The following is a 15,389-nucleotide window of genomic DNA, read 5'->3' on the forward strand; positions in this document are numbered from 1 at the left end:
GGTTTAAACGCTGAGCGCAGCGCGCAATTGCGCTTCGAGCGCAGCGGCGTCCAGATCCTGACCGATCAACACCAGACGCGTGGTGCGGGCTTCTTCAGCGCCCCACTGGCGGTCGAAGTGCTTGTCGAAACGCGTGCCCACGCCCTGGATCAGCAGGCGCATCGGCTTGTTCGGCACCGCCGCAAAACCTTTGACTCGAAGGATGCCGTGCTGGACCACCAACTGAGTCAGTGCATCCATCAGCAGGCTTTCGTCGGCTTGTGGCAGCTCGATCGAGATGGAATCGAACGCGTCGTGGTCATGGTCGTCTTCACCTTCATGGTGATGATCGTGATGGCTGTGGCGGCTGTCGATGTGTTCTTCAGAACCGGCACCGAGGCCGATCAGCACGTCCAGTGGCAGACGACCGCTGCTGGCTTCGATGACTTTCACCGCTGGCGGCAGTTCTTCGGCGACTTCCAGGCGCACGCGGGCCAGGTCTTCAGCGCTGATCAGGTCGGCCTTGTTGAGGATCACCAGGTCGGCGCTGGCCAGTTGGTCGGCGAACAGCTCGTGCAGCGGCGATTCGTGGTCCAGGTTCGGGTCGAGTTTGCGCTGGGCATCGACCTGATCCGGGAACGCCGCGAAGGTGCCAGCAGCGACGGCCGGGCTGTCGACCACGGTGATCACCGCGTCAACCGTGCAGGCGCTGCGGATTTCTGGCCATTGGAAGGCTTGAACCAAAGGCTTTGGCAGGGCCAGGCCCGACGTTTCGATGAGGATGTGGTCGAGGTCGCCGCGCCGCGCGACCAGTTCGCGCATCACCGGGAAGAATTCTTCCTGAACCGTGCAGCACAGGCAGCCGTTGGCCAGTTCGTAGACGCGACCGTTGGCTTCTTCTTCGGTGCAACCGATCGAGCACTGCTTGAGGATTTCGCCGTCGATGCCCAGTTCGCCGAACTCGTTGACGATCACTGCGATGCGACGGCCCTGGGCGTTGTCGAGCATGTGGCGCAGCAAGGTGGTTTTGCCCGAGCCGAGGAAGCCGGTAACGATGGTGACGGGGAGTTTGGCCAGTGTTTTCATCGGATGCCCTTTGGCAAGGTGGCGGGCATACGGGACGACAATCGCAGCGGCAGGTGCACGCGCGCAAGAGTTCCGCCACCGGATCACCCCGCCCGGTTGTAGTGAGAATCTGTGTCGAGGCAGGTCTCCTGGCTGACGGTGTGCCAATCGTACGACTGGCGTTTGCTGCGCCTTCCCGCGAACCTGATGGATCAGGGTTTGCAGTGGCGTGGCAGCGAACATCACCGTTCACAGTTGCGGGGGCAGCCGCGGCATCGACCGCGTTCCCTTCTTAGCTTCGGCAAATGCCGAAGAACCTCGAAAGCGCAAGGCTACGCATCGTGTGGGGGCGGGTCAATGTCCACCTGAGTTCTGTGGCGCCTGAGACGACGCCTTCGCGAGCAAGCCCGCTCCCACATTTGAAATGCGTTCCCCCTGTGGGAGCGGGCTTGCTCGCGAAAGGAGCGACTCGGTATCCAAGTGAGAACCCATGCCAATTGACGCCCAACCCCCGCCCATGCTCTCCTACACGCCTTGTTACGGGTGCCCTTCACAGGGTGAAACGGGAAACCGGTGAATCATGTGCTTTACTCTAAAGCCATGTCAGTCCGGTGCTGCCCCCGCAACGGTAAGCGAGTGAAGCGTCAGATCCACTGTGCCCGTTATACGGCATGGGAAGGTGATGCTTGCAGGTTTGGGCACAAGCCCTGCCCCTCGCGAGCCCGGAGACCGGCCCGCAACACAAAGTGACTTTTACGTTCACTGAATAACAAACCCGCGGTGGGCGGGCGCTGTTCGAAATCTCTGCGTGCCCCGGCGTACGGAGGTTTTCATGCGCTCTATTCACCCGCTGACAGACCAGAGGGAAGCGCCATGTCGATCATCAGCAGCACCGGCAGCAACACCGATAAAAAGAGCACGATCAGCACCACCACTACCCTGAGCCAACGCCTGACCGCCGCTTTTTGTGCGTCGATTCTTGGCGCCAGCCTTGTGTATTTCGCCGGTTTCTCGCACATCGAAGCGGTGCACAACGCCGCGCACGATACCCGTCACAGCGCCGCATTCCCGTGCCATTGAGACCTGCTGACATGATCAAGCGTATTGCGCAAACCGCAGGTTTCACCGGGCTGCTGGCCGCCCTGCTGCTGACCCTGCTGCAAAGCTTCTGGGTGGCTCCGCTGATTCTGCAGGCCGAGACCTACGAAAAATCCGAGCCGGCCGCGGTTGAAATCCACGAGCACGCCGCGGGAGCTGTCACCGCTCACACCCATGATGCCGAAGCCTGGGAGCCTGAAGACGGCTGGCAGCGCGTGCTGTCGACCACCGGCGGCAATCTGGTGGTAGCGGTGGGTTTCGCCCTGATGCTCGCAGGCCTCTACACCTTGCGCGCTCCACGCCGTACCTCTCAGGGCCTGCTTTGGGGCCTGGCGGGTTACGCGACGTTCGTGCTGGCGCCCACCCTAGGCCTGCCACCTGAGCTGCCGGGCACTGCCGCGGCGGATCTGGCGCAACGGCAGATCTGGTGGATTGGCACCGCCGCGTCCACAGCAGTCGGCATCGCGCTGATCGCATTCAGCCGCCACTGGCTGATGAAGATCCTCGGCGTGGCGATCCTGGCCGTGCCTCATGTGATTGGCGCGCCACAACCGGAAGTGCACTCCATGCTGGCTCCAGAAGCCCTGGAAGCGCAGTTCAAAATCGCTTCGCAGCTGACCAACATGGTGTTCTGGCTGGCCCTGGGCCTGATCAGCGCCTGGTTGTTCCGCCGCAAAAGCGATGGCCAATACTCCGCATGACTGACGTCAGCGCAGCGCCGACCCTGGTGGTCGGCCTGGGCTGCCAGCGCGGCTGCCCCGTCAGCACGCTGCGGGCGCTGCTTGATCAGGCGTTACAGGCCCATCAAATCGAGCTTCGTGAGATCAAGGCCCTGGCCAGTATCGACCTGAAGCGCGAAGAACCCGCCCTGATCGAACTGGCCGAACAGCTGGCCTTGCCGTTGATGTATTTCAGCAGCGAACAGTTGGCCGGTTATGAACCGCAACTCAGCCACCACTCGGACATCGCGTTCGAACGCACCGGCTGTTACGGCGTAGCGGAAAGTGCCGCGCTGGCACTGGCCGAACAATTGGCTCAGGCACCGGCAAAGTTGCTGATTCCACGACAAAAATACGCCCAGGCCACCCTGGCATTGGCCAGCGCCGCGTAAAATCCCCGATAATCCCCGCCTTCGATCATGAGCAATTTTCATCTGAAGCGTGCCCATGCCCTTTTTTTGACAGGAAACGACGATGACCGTCTACTTCATTGGCGCAGGCCCCGGCGACCCGGAACTGATCACCGTCAAAGGCCAGCGGCTGATTCGTAGCTGCCCGGTCATCATCTATGCAGGCTCCCTGGTCCCGGCCGCTGTACTGGACGGCCACCGCGCCGAACAGGTGGTCAACAGCGCCGAATTGCATCTGGAACAGATCATCGAGCTGATCAAGACCGCCCATGCCAACGGCCAGGACGTGGCCCGGGTGCATTCCGGTGATCCGAGCCTGTACGGCGCGATTGGCGAGCAGATTCGCTATTTGCGTGAACTCGACATCCCTTTCGAAATCATTCCCGGCGTCACCGCCACCGCCGCCTGCGCGGCGCTTTTGGGTGCTGAACTGACCTTGCCGGACGTGTCACAAAGCGTGATTCTGACCCGCTACGCCGACAAGACCGCGATGCCGGCCGGTGAAGAGCTGGGCAGTCTGGCGCAGCATGGGGCGACCATGGCGATCCACCTCGGGGTCAATCATCTGGAGAAGATCCTTACTGAATTGCTGCCGCACTACGGCGCCGACTGTCCGATCGCGGTGATTCATCGGGCGACCTGGCCGGATCAGGATTGGGTGGTGGGGACGCTGGCGGACATTGCCGGGAAGGTTCAAGCCAAGGGATTTCGCCGCACGGCGCTGATCCTGGTGGGCAGGGTGTTGGGTAGCGATCACTTCAGTGAATCGTCGTTGTACCGCGCGGGGCATGCGCATTTGTATCGCCCATAGGCCCTATTCGCGAGCAAGCCCGCTCCCACAGTGGATCTGCTTCGAACACAAATACTGTGTCCAGTGAAGATCTAATGTGGGAGCGGGCTTGCTCGCGAAGGCGTCAGTGAATTTCACCCATAAAAAACGGCGCTCACGGGGCGCCGTTTTTTATGTTTGCAGCGAACACCTTACTTAGTAGTAGGCGTTTTCTTTCTGCGTGTGGTCGGTCACGTCGCGAACGCCCTTGAGCTCGGGAATACGCTCGAGCAAGGTGCGCTCGATGCCTTCCTTCAAGGTGACATCTGCCTGGCCGCAGCCCTGGCAACCGCCGCCGAATTTCAGCACGGCAATGCCGTCTTCGACCACATCGATCAGGCTGACCTGACCGCCGTGGCTGGCCAGCCCCGGGTTGATTTCAGTTTGCAGGTAGTAGTTGATGCGCTCGTTGACCGGGCTGTCGGCGTTGACCATCGGTACTTTGGCGTTTGGCGCCTTGATGGTCAGTTGGCCGCCCATGCGGTCGGTGGCGTAGTCGACTACCGCATCGTCCAGGAAGGCTTCGCTGAAGTGATCGATGTACGCGGTGAAGCTTTTGAGCCCCAACGCGGTGTCTTCAGGTTTTTCTTCGCCCGGCTTGCAATAGGCAATGCAGGTTTCGGCGTACTGGGTGCCAGGCTGGGTGATAAAGACGCGGATGCCGATACCCGGGGTGTTCTGCTTGGAAAGCAGATCAGCCAGATAATCGTGGGCGGCGTCGGTAATGGTAATAGCGGTCATGGAAACTCCTCGCAGGCTTGGACGCAGTTTACGCCAATCATCGCGCCGGACAAAGTCCTAGTATTTTTGTCGGGAAAGCACAGCTGATCCAATGTGGGAGCGGGCTTGCTCGCGAAGGCGGCGGCACCGTCAACATTGATGTTGCCTGACACACCGCTTTCGCGAGCAAGCCCGCTCCCACACTGGTTCGCAGACACCTCTAAATTCCGTGCATCAAAGATTCTCGTAGCGGTTCATGTCCAGCACGCCCTCTTCCACCGGGTCGGTGTCGTGGATATAGCGACTCAGATCATGGAAATATTGCCAGAACTGCGGATGGCTGCGGCGAATGCCCCAGCGTTCGACGATTTTCTCGAAACTGGCAGCGTCCTTCGCGGTTTCCATCGCATCAACGAAAGCGGGTACTTGGCCGGCTGGAATGTTGAACATGAAGTTCGGGTAGCTGCTGAGTACACCCGGATAAATTGTCAACGTATCGAGCCCCGGCTGATAGCGCCGCGACTCCCCCAGCAGGAACGCCACGTTGCTGTGGGCCCGGTTGCGCAGCAGGCTATAGACCCCGCGCTTGCCGCTTTGAGTCTCGATGCGCAGCATCGTGGCTTCTGGCAATTGATCGATGACCTTCAGCCCCGCAGACGGACGTGAAGTCAGGCGGCTCAAGGCCTGTTCGGCGTTCTGCAATGCCAGATCGATGTTCGGCCGCGAGCAGTAGGCACCGTCGCAGCGGTTGATCGGGTCGGGGTTGGCATTGAGTTCGCCGTACCGGGCCAGCAATTGCAGGGCGAAATCGCGTTTCGGGTCCTTCTCGCTCAGCGTCAGTGCCGTGGGTTTGTCGTTGTCGATGTACTCGTAATCCAGCCACATCTTGAGCTGTCCGCCGTTCTGGTACCAATCGTCGAGGTAGCCGTCCCGTGAATCGGCCGGCATCAGACGCAAAAAGTTCTGCTCGGCACCATTGCGAATCAGGTCGAAGTACAGCCGGGTCTGGGCCTGATGGGATACGTTGCCAAATACATCGAAGTTGACTGCCAACTGGTAATACGTGCGCTCCAGCAACGGGTAATCGAACAGCCAGATGGTTTGCGGAACGTCACCGATCAGGCCTTTGTTCACCGAGGCGCTGTCGAAATGCCGGAAGATGCTCAGCAGCGCGTTGTCATTGCCGGCCCACAGGGTCGACCAGCTCGGTGCCGGCAGGTCGGCGTAGCTGTCCCGGCGCAAGGCTTCGTACTCGTTGCGCTTGTCGCGGTAGTCGTGCCACAGGCTCAGGACACTGCCGACGTCATCGTTCTGTCCCGGCATCGCCAGCAATGGCGTGGCCTGACCGCGATAATTCGGGTCGGTGATATAGAGGTCATGCTCCGGGGCCTGGAACAGCGCCCAGAAGTTGTCGCGAATCACGTCGGTGGCGATCTGGCCGCGGCAGACCGGGCCACGAATAAAGGTGCGCACAAAGTATTCGGCGTTATCGAGCATGAACTGGTAACGCGCCTGAGCCGGGATGGCCTCAAAGGTCGTGAACGGATTGGCCCGTCGTTCCGGCCCATAACCCGGCAGCGCGTTGACCTGCCAGTTGCCGCTGTAGAACAGGCTTTTGATCCGCGCCATCCTCGCCGCGCTCAGCGGGTAGGTGATGTGGGTCTTGTGCACGATCACGCCTTGCACCGGCCATAGACGGTAATAGACCTGAGTGCCCGGATCGTCATTCGGCCGGCGGGTGTTGATCAAATCAATCGGCTGCCCCGTCGGCGTGCGCGAGCGTACCCACTGAAAGAAATGCCCCGGCTCGCCGTCCTTGAAATAGAGATGCGCCAGGAACCAGTGCTCGAACAGCCAGCGCCCGACCAGACTCTCCCGGGCGCCCGGCGCGTTGAGCAGGTTTTCCCACTGCACCACCTGCAAGGCTTCCTTGGCGCTGGGCACCAGGCCCTGCTCATCGATTGGCGCACCGGAGGCCAGCCAGCGTTGCAAGGTCTGGTATTGCTGATCGGTCAGGCCAGTGACCGCCAGCGGCATGCCTTCTTTCGGGTGGGAGCTGGCATAGCCGTCGAACTCAGCCGGCATGGCGCACATGTTCTCCCGGTTTAGACCCAGGACGATGTCTTCCGGCAATTTGGCGTTAGGTTGCAACGGCGTTTTGTGGCCCAGATCAAGCATGCGCGCCATCAGCGCCGCCTGGCTGCCTTGGGCGTCGAGCACCGAATAAAAGCCTTTTTGCTGCCAGGCGCGTTTGCCAGAGGCGTCATAAAACAGTCGGGTCGGCGCTGCGGCCTGTCTGCGTTCGCCATCATAAACGGGCGCCTTGGTTGCACCTCGGGCCGCCCCTTCACCACTGCCCAGATTAAGCTGACAGGCGGAGTCGTAGCAGGCATGGCAGGCCACGCACTTTTCGGTGAAGATCGGTTGAATGTCCCGGACGTAGGAAATATCCGGACCTTGCGCAGCGGCGCCCCCGCTTAAAAACAGCATCAATAGGCTGGTGACGACGCGATACGACATATCCCTGGTCCTGATCATGAGAAAACGCCGCGATTCTACCGGTCTGGCCTGCGCACCAACATGAACGATATTCATGCAAAACCCGTACATGCTCCAAAAGCGCACAGGTTTGTTATTATCCCGCCCCTTCGTCATGGCCTTACCGAGTAGTCCAAATGTCCGATCGCAGCGTTCGCCTTCAAGCTCTCAAGCACGCCCTCAAAGAGCGCATCCTGATTCTCGATGGCGGCATGGGTACGATGATCCAGAGCTACAAGCTCGAGGAGCAGGATTACCGTGGCAAACGCTTCGCCGACTGGCCGAGCGATGTCAAAGGCAACAACGACTTGTTGGTGCTGACACGTCCTGACGTGATTGGCGGCATCGAGAAGGCCTATCTGGACGCCGGCGCCGACATTCTGGAAACCAACACCTTCAACGCCACCCGGATTTCCATGGCCGATTACGGCATGGAAGAACTCGCCTACGAATTGAACGTAGAAGGCGCTCGCCTGGCCCGCAAGATTGCCGATGCGAAAACTCTCGAGACCCCGGACAAGCCGCGTTTCGTCGCTGGCGTACTCGGCCCGACCAGCCGCACCTGCTCACTGTCGCCCGACGTCAACAACCCTGGCTACCGCAACGTGACCTTCGATGAGCTGGTGGAGAACTACACCGAAGCCACCAAAGGCCTGATCGAAGGCGGCGCCGACCTGATCCTGATCGAAACCATCTTCGATACCCTCAACGCCAAAGCGGCGATTTTCGCCGTGCAAGGCGTGTTCGAAGAACTGGGCGTCGAGTTGCCGATCATGATCTCCGGCACCATCACCGATGCCTCTGGCCGCACCCTCTCCGGCCAGACCACCGAAGCGTTCTGGAACTCCGTGGCCCACGCCAAACCGATTTCGGTCGGCCTGAACTGCGCCCTCGGGGCCAGCGAGTTGCGTCCGTACCTGGAAGAACTATCGAACAAGGCCAACACCCACGTTTCCGCGCACCCGAACGCCGGCCTGCCGAACGAATTCGGCGAGTACGACGAGCTGCCGGCCCAAACCGCCAAGGTCATCGAAGAATTCGCCCAAAGCGGCTTCCTGAACATCGTCGGCGGCTGCTGCGGCACCACGCCGGGCCACATCGAAGCCATCGCCAAAGCGGTGGCCGGTTATGCCCCGCGCGAGATTCCGGACATTCCCAAGGCCTGCCGCCTGTCGGGCCTGGAACCGTTCACCATTGAACGCAGCTCGTTGTTCGTCAACGTCGGCGAGCGCACCAACATCACCGGTTCCGCCAAGTTCGCCCGTCTGATCCGTGAGGACAACTACACCGAAGCCCTGGAAGTCGCCCTGCAACAGGTCGAAGCCGGCGCCCAGGTGATCGACATCAACATGGACGAAGGGATGCTCGATTCGAAGAAGGCCATGGTGACCTTCCTCAATCTGATTGCCGGTGAACCGGACATCTCCCGCGTGCCGATCATGATCGACTCCTCCAAGTGGGAAGTGATCGAAGCCGGCCTCAAGTGCATCCAGGGCAAGGGCATCGTCAACTCGATCAGCATGAAAGAAGGCGTCGAGCAGTTCATTCATCACGCCAAACTGTGCAAGCGCTACGGCGCCGCGGTGGTGGTGATGGCCTTTGACGAAGCCGGCCAGGCCGACACCGAAGCGCGCAAGAAAGAAATCTGCAAACGCTCCTACGACATTCTGGTCAACGAAGTCGGCTTCCCGCCGGAAGACATCATCTTCGACCCGAACATCTTCGCTGTGGCCACCGGCATCGAAGAACACAACAACTACGCTGTGGACTTCATCAACGCCTGCGCCTACATCCGCGACGAACTGCCGTACGCCCTGACCTCCGGCGGCGTGTCGAACGTGTCGTTCTCGTTCCGTGGCAACAACCCGGTGCGTGAGGCAATTCACTCGGTGTTCCTGCTGTATGCGATCCGCAACGGCCTGACCATGGGTATCGTCAACGCCGGCCAACTGGAGATCTACGACCAGATTCCGGCCGAGCTGCGCGACGCCGTCGAAGACGTGATCCTCAACCGCACCCCGGAAGGCACCGACGCCCTCCTCGCCATCGCCGACAAGTACAAGGGCGACGGCAGCGTCAAGGAAGCCGAGACCGAAGAGTGGCGCAACTGGGACGTCAACAAGCGTCTGGAACATGCACTGGTCAAAGGCATTACTACCCACATCGTCGAAGACACCGAAGAGTCGCGTCAGTCCTTTGCGCGCCCGATCGAAGTGATCGAAGGCCCGCTGATGTCCGGCATGAACATCGTCGGCGACTTGTTCGGCGCCGGCAAAATGTTCCTGCCGCAGGTGGTGAAGTCCGCCCGCGTGATGAAGCAGGCCGTGGCCCACTTGATCCCGTTCATCGAGCTGGAAAAAGGCGACAAGCCGGAAGCCAAGGGCAAGATCCTGATGGCCACGGTCAAGGGCGACGTGCACGACATCGGCAAGAACATCGTCGGCGTGGTGCTGGGCTGTAACGGCTATGACATCGTCGACCTTGGCGTGATGGTGCCGGCAGAGAAGATCCTGCAAGTCGCCAAAGAACAGAAATGCGACATCATCGGCCTGTCCGGTTTGATCACGCCTTCGCTGGACGAGATGGTTCACGTGGCCCGCGAGATGCAGCGTCAGGACTTCCATCTGCCGTTGATGATCGGTGGCGCGACCACGTCCAAGGCGCACACGGCGGTGAAGATCGAGCCCAAGTACAGCAACGACGCGGTGATCTACGTCACCGATGCCTCCCGCGCCGTGGGCGTGGCGACGCAGTTGCTGTCCAAGGAACTGAAAGCCGGTTTTGTCGAGAAGACTCGCCTGGAATACATCGACGTTCGCGAGCGCACCGCCAACCGCAGCGCCCGTACCGAGCGCCTGAGCTACCCGGTGGCCATCGCCAAGAAGCCGCAGTTCGACTGGGGCAGCTATGAACCGGTCAAACCGACGTTCACCGGCGCCAAGGTGCTGGATAACATCGACCTGAAGGTGCTGGCCGAGTACATCGACTGGACACCGTTCTTCATCTCCTGGGACCTGGCCGGTAAATTCCCGCGCATCCTCAAGGACGAAGTAGTCGGTGAAGCCGCCACCGCGCTGTACGCCGATGCCCAGGAAATGCTCGCCAAGCTGATCGACGAAAAACTCATCAGCGCCCGTGCGGTGTTCGGTTTCTGGCCGGCCAATCAGGTGCGCGACGATGACATCGAAGTCTACGGCGACGACGGCAAGCCATTGGCCAAGCTGCATCACTTGCGCCAGCAGATCATCAAGACTGATGGCAAACCGAACTTCTCCCTGGCTGACTTCGTTGCGCCCAAGGACAGCGGCGTAACCGATTACGTGGGGGGCTTCATCACCACCGCCGGGATCGGCGCCGAAGAAGTGGCCAAGGCCTATCAGGATGCGGGCGACGACTACAACTCGATCATGGTCAAGGCGTTGGCCGACCGTCTGGCCGAGGCCTGTGCCGAGTGGTTGCACCAACAGGTGCGTAAAGACTACTGGGGCTACGCCAAGGACGAGACGCTGGACAACGAGGCGCTAATCAAAGAGCAATACACCGGCATCCGCCCTGCTCCAGGCTACCCGGCGTGCCCGGATCACACCGAGAAAGCCACGCTGTTCAAGCTGCTGGACCCGGAAGCGGAAGAACTCAAGGCCGGCCGCAGCGGCGTGTTCCTCACCGAGCACTACGCCATGTTCCCGGCGGCAGCGGTCAGCGGCTGGTACTTCGCTCACCCGCAGGCGCAGTATTTCGCCGTGGGCAAGATCGACAAGGATCAGGTGCAGAGCTACACCTCGCGCAAGGGTCAGGAGTTGAGCGTGACCGAGCGTTGGCTGGCGCCTAACCTGGGTTACGACAACTAACCCCAGGTCTGTTGGCCACAATAGTGCGGCCAACAACGACTCCCTGTGGGAGCGGGCTTGCTCGCGAAAGCGGACTGACAGTCAATATTGATATCGACTGTTATGACGCTTTCGCGAGCAAGCCCGCTCCCACATTTGATTTTGTGCATGCCGTGGATTGTCTATGCTTACCTTTCACACATGCGTGACGGGGGATTTATGGACGATCCAGTCGACAACAACAAGCCACCGACCTTCTGGCAGATGCTGCACAGCGTGATGGCGGCGGCGTTCGGGGTGCAGAGCGGGAAGAACCGGGCCCGGGATTTCACCCACGGCAAGCCGAGTCATTTCGTGATTTTGGGGATTCTGTTCACGGCAGTGTTCGCGTTGACGCTATTTGGCATCGTCAAACTGGTGGTGTACCTGGCGGGTATCTGAACCGGCTCAGTACATCAGGGCTTGCAAGCTGAACGGGTAGCGATACGAAGTCGGCCGCCCCTTGGCCGAGAGCTTCTGGAAATCCACCCCATAATCCTGAGTCGCACTCAACGCCAGCAACCGCTTAGCTTGTGCGTGACTGATCAGCTGCAACAACGGAATCTGCCGGTCGCGCCCGCCGTACTGACTGACATCCACCCCCAGGTCGTAGTCATGCAGTTGCACCAAGGCCCAACCACCCAGAGTGAAGTGCCCGCCCAACAGCACACTCAACCGCCCTTCCAACAGCGCCTGTAACGCAGTCGGTGAATTATTGACGGCGCTGAACAGCGCGTCCTTGCCGGGTTGGCCGCCCGTTTCGGCGTAGGCCTGCATGGCACCAAAGGCCATTTCATCGTTGGCCGACCAGACCAGCGACGTTTGCGGGTAACGCTTGAACAATAACCTGGCCTGTTCATAGGCGCGCTCGCGGGTCCAGCCGCCATAGACCAACTGGCGTAACCGCACTTCAGGGTGTTCGGCCAATGCCCGCATCATGCCCTTCTCACGCTGTTGCGCGGCTGGCGTGATCTTCAGGCCGGAGAAGGCCACGAGATCAATGACCTGACCGGGCGCGACCGGGCGATGCAGGCGAATCAGCTCCTTGAGCATCAAGTAGCCACCCTCCTCATTGTTGGGCACCAGGCTGCCCAACCAGTCGGGATACTTCTCCGGCTGGGTGCCGAGCAAGCGCATCTGGTCTGCGGTCAGGCCGTTGTTGACCAAAAACAGCTTCACACCGCTGCCTTGAGCCAGGCGCAGGATTTCGGGCGCAACATACAGTTCGTTGACGAACACCAGATAATCCGGTCGATTCGGCCCTTGCAGGGCTTCGCGGGCTTGCTTGAGTGTGGTTTCAGCGTTTCGCTCGGAATACTGGATGCGCAAATCCATGCCCAGGCTCTTGGCCGCGGCTTGCATGAACTGCGAATAACTGACCCAGAAGACCTCTTGGGTGGTTCCCGGATTGAGGAACAATACGGACGCCGCCTGAGCACAGGGTCCCAGGACCGTGCCAAGTATCAGCACTACACCATAGAAGAACTTCAACATTAATCGTCCGAGCCCCCGAAAATCCGCTGCGCATTATAGCCAGCGAACTCCCTTGGAACGGCGCTTATTCCGGCTTCTGTCCGACAATCGTCGGCGCCGGGCCCGGACGGGGTCGTTTATTGATGGCTGACCCAGAACACCGCTGTGCCCACGACCAGGATGATCAGGAACAAAATCGCCCAGGCATCGACCGTGCTATCGCTTTTCCCTGCTTTGGTTGGGTTGCTCATTGCATCGCCTCTTGTCGGTTTTATCGGTGATTGCATAAAGACTCGAGCACAGTTAAGACGATGATTGCCCGCACCACAAATGTGGGTTTTACCACCATGAGTTTCATTAGTCTTTTTGGTTCTTTGCATATACTCAAACATCACTTTTGCGCATAACTGCAAACTGGTATCTTGCGTCGGCTCCGTTGGGAGTGCGCGGCCGTGCGCGCAGAATTGCCGAGGCTGTATCGGATGAAAGCTAGCGAAAACGCAGCTATATCCAACCGGCCCAAGCCTGAGAACAGGACTTATATGTACGTATACGACGAGTACGATCAGCGGATCATCGAGGACCGCGTCAAGCAGTTCCGTGATCAGACCCGACGCTATCTGGCAGGCGAGCTGAGCGAAGAAGAATTCCGCCCCCTGCGCCTGCAAAATGGCCTTTATATCCAGCGCTTCGCGCCGATGCTGCGGGTGGCGGTGCCTTATGGCCAACTGACTTCGCGCCAAACGCGAATGATGGCCAGGATTGCCCGTGACTACGACAAGGGCTACGCCCACATCAGTACCCGGCAGAACGTGCAGTTCAACTGGCCTGCCCTGGAAGATATCCCGGACATCCTGGCTGAACTGGCGACCGTGCAGATGCATGCGATCCAGACCAGCGGCAACTGCCTGCGCAACGTCACCACCGACCAGTTCGCCGGTGTCGCGGCCGACGAATTGATCGACCCGCGTCCATGGTGCGAAATCGTCCGCCAGTGGACCACGTTCCACCCGGAATTCGCCTACCTGCCGCGTAAATTCAAAATCGCCATCAACGGTTCGACGTCTGACCGTGCGGCCATTGAAGTCCATGACATTGGCCTTGAGCCAGTGCATAACGCCGCGGGCGAACTGGGTTTCCGTGTGCTGGTCGGTGGCGGCCTGGGCCGTACGCCGGTGGTGGGCGCGTTCATCAACGAGTTCCTGCCGTGGCAGGACTTGCTGAGCTATCTCGACGCCATCCTGCGGGTTTACAACCGCTACGGCCGTCGCGACAACAAATACAAGGCGCGGATCAAGATTCTGGTCAAGGCCCTGACACCTGAAGTGTTCGCGCAGAAAGTCGATGCGGAAATGGAACACCTTCGTGGTGGCCAGACCACGCTGACCGAGGCCGAAGTGCATCGCGTGGCCAAACACTTTGTCGATCCGCAATACCAGGCTCTGGACAACCAGACGGCCGAACTGACCGAGCTCGACAAACAGCACCCAGGCTTCGCCCGCTGGCGCACCCGCAACACCCTGACCCACAAGAAACCGGGTTACGTAGCCGTGACCCTGTCCCTGAAGCCGACTGGCGTTGCGCCGGGCGACATCACCGACAAGCAGCTCGATGCCGTTGCCGACCTCGCCGATCGTTACAGCTTCGGTCAGCTGCGCACTTCCCACGAGCAGAACATTATCCTGGCCGATGTCGAGCAGAGCCAATTGTTCGCCCTGTGGAGCGAGTTGCGCGAGCAAGGTTTCGCCACACCGAACATTGGCTTGCTGACCGACATCATCTGCTGCCCGGGCGGTGATTTCTGCTCGCTGGCCAACGCCAAATCGATCCCGATCGCCGAGTCGATCCAGCGCCGTTTCGACGACCTGGACTACCTGTTCGACATTGGCGAACTGGACCTGAACATCTCTGGGTGCATGAACGCCTGTGGTCACCACCACGTCGGCCACATCGGCATTCTCGGGGTCGACAAGAAAGGCGAAGAGTTCTACCAGGTGTCCCTGGGTGGCAGCGCCAGTCGCGATGCAAGCCTGGGCAAGATCCTCGGCCCGTCCTTCGCACAGGAAGCCATGCCTGACGTGATCGAGAAGCTGATCGACGTGTACATCGAACAACGTACCGAAGACGAACGCTTCATCGACACCTATCAGCGTATCGGCATCGACCTCTTCAAGGAGCGCGTCTATGCAGCGAATAATTAAGAACAACGAAGTCGTCGACGAAACCTGGCACTTGCTGCCGAAAGATTTCAACATCGACGAGATCAGCAACTGCGACGACCTGATCGTCCCGCTGCAACTGTGGCGCGAACACAGCCGTATGCTCAAGGCTCGCGATGGCGGCCTGGGTGTATGGCTGGATGCCGATGAAGAAGCCGAAGAAATCGGTGAAGACGTGGATAATTTCCAGGTCATCGCCTTGAATTTCCCGGCCTTCACTGACGGCCGTAACTACTCCAATGCTCGCTTGCTGCGTGACCGTTACGGTTTCAAAGGCGAACTGCGGGCGATTGGCGATGTGCTGCGCGACCAGTTGTTCTACCTGCACCGCTGCGGCTTTGACGCGTTTGCGATTCGCGCCGACAAAGACCCGTACGAAGCCCTTGAAAGCCTCAAGGACTTCTCTGTGACCTATCAGGCCGCCACCGACGAACCGCTGCCGCTGTTCCGTCGCCGTTGATGTCCTGGCCTTG

At 60.0% G+C, this 15,389-nt stretch carries 12 protein-coding genes and 2 riboswitches; of the genes, 8 read left to right on the forward strand and 4 right to left on the reverse strand.

From position 1 onward, the window contains the following. Window positions 1-3: 3 nt before the first annotated feature. Complete coding sequence (cobW, locus tag PMI36_RS28980; RefSeq protein WP_007898232.1) at window positions 4-1,065, reverse strand: cobalamin biosynthesis protein CobW; 1,062 nt, start codon at window positions 1,063-1,065, stop codon at window positions 4-6. 101 nt (window positions 1,066-1,166) lie between these two features. Beyond that, window positions 1,167-1,380: riboswitch (cobalamin riboswitch) on the reverse strand. 188 nt (window positions 1,381-1,568) lie between these two features. Next, window positions 1,569-1,796, forward strand: a riboswitch (cobalamin riboswitch). 121 nt (window positions 1,797-1,917) lie between these two features. Here cobW and PMI36_RS28975 point away from each other — a divergent pair. The 4 genes from PMI36_RS28975 to cobM all read left to right on the forward strand — a co-directional run bounded on the left by PMI36_RS28975 (window position 1,918) and on the right by cobM (window position 4,082). Beyond that, window positions 1,918-2,124 (forward strand): CbtB domain-containing protein, encoded by a 207-nt coding sequence (locus PMI36_RS28975; RefSeq protein WP_008066925.1) that lies wholly within the window; start codon window positions 1,918-1,920, stop codon window positions 2,122-2,124. An 11-nt stretch (window positions 2,125-2,135) separates the two neighbouring features. After that, on the forward strand, window positions 2,136-2,843 hold the full coding sequence (locus tag PMI36_RS28970) for a CbtA family protein (RefSeq protein WP_008066927.1): 708 nt from the start codon (window positions 2,136-2,138) through the stop codon (window positions 2,841-2,843). Next, a complete protein-coding gene (locus tag PMI36_RS28965; protein ID WP_007898224.1) occupies window positions 2,840-3,253 on the forward strand; it encodes a cobalamin biosynthesis protein in 414 nt (137 codons plus the stop codon). The genes PMI36_RS28970 and PMI36_RS28965 overlap by 4 nt, the downstream gene beginning before the upstream one ends. 82 nt (window positions 3,254-3,335) lie before the next feature. Then, window positions 3,336-4,082 (forward strand): precorrin-4 C(11)-methyltransferase, encoded by a 747-nt coding sequence (gene cobM / locus PMI36_RS28960; protein ID WP_008066929.1) that lies wholly within the window; start codon window positions 3,336-3,338, stop codon window positions 4,080-4,082. Between the two features lie 174 nt (window positions 4,083-4,256). Here the strand turns inward: cobM and nfuA are convergent, their stop codons facing one another. Both nfuA and PMI36_RS28950 read right to left on the reverse strand, forming a co-directional pair. After that, window positions 4,257-4,841, reverse strand: a complete 585-nt coding sequence (gene nfuA / locus PMI36_RS28955) for a Fe-S biogenesis protein NfuA (protein WP_007941757.1) — start codon at window positions 4,839-4,841, stop codon at window positions 4,257-4,259. 213 nt (window positions 4,842-5,054) lie between these two features. Continuing rightward, window positions 5,055-7,340 carry a fatty acid cis/trans isomerase gene (locus PMI36_RS28950; protein WP_008066931.1) on the reverse strand — a complete coding sequence of 762 codons (2,286 nt, stop codon included), beginning with the start codon at window positions 7,338-7,340 and terminating at the stop codon, window positions 5,055-5,057. A gap of 155 nt (window positions 7,341-7,495) precedes the next feature. On the opposite strand from PMI36_RS28950, the gene metH reads away from it, so the two are divergent. Both metH and PMI36_RS28940 read left to right on the forward strand, forming a co-directional pair. Then, window positions 7,496-11,206, forward strand: a complete 3,711-nt coding sequence (metH, locus tag PMI36_RS28945; RefSeq protein WP_008066933.1) for a methionine synthase — start codon at window positions 7,496-7,498, stop codon at window positions 11,204-11,206. A gap of 198 nt (window positions 11,207-11,404) precedes the next feature. After that, window positions 11,405-11,626, forward strand: coding sequence for a DUF2970 domain-containing protein (locus tag PMI36_RS28940; protein ID WP_008066935.1), 222 nt, complete (start codon window positions 11,405-11,407; stop codon window positions 11,624-11,626). A 6-nt stretch (window positions 11,627-11,632) separates the two neighbouring features. Here the strand turns inward: PMI36_RS28940 and PMI36_RS28935 are convergent, their stop codons facing one another. Then, complete coding sequence (locus PMI36_RS28935; protein WP_008066938.1) at window positions 11,633-12,718, reverse strand: ABC transporter substrate-binding protein; 1,086 nt, start codon at window positions 12,716-12,718, stop codon at window positions 11,633-11,635. Window positions 12,719-13,239: 521 nt separating this feature from the next. Here PMI36_RS28935 and PMI36_RS28930 point away from each other — a divergent pair. Beyond that, complete coding sequence (locus PMI36_RS28930) at window positions 13,240-14,898, forward strand: nitrite/sulfite reductase (RefSeq protein WP_008066940.1); 1,659 nt, start codon at window positions 13,240-13,242, stop codon at window positions 14,896-14,898. Next, complete coding sequence (locus PMI36_RS28925; protein ID WP_008066942.1) at window positions 14,882-15,376, forward strand: DUF934 domain-containing protein; 495 nt, start codon at window positions 14,882-14,884, stop codon at window positions 15,374-15,376. The genes PMI36_RS28930 and PMI36_RS28925 overlap by 17 nt, the downstream gene beginning before the upstream one ends. Window positions 15,377-15,389: the final 13 nt, after the last annotated feature.

The organism is Pseudomonas sp. GM79, from assembly GCF_000282495.1.
Classification (GTDB): Bacteria; Pseudomonadota; Gammaproteobacteria; order Pseudomonadales; family Pseudomonadaceae; genus Aquipseudomonas.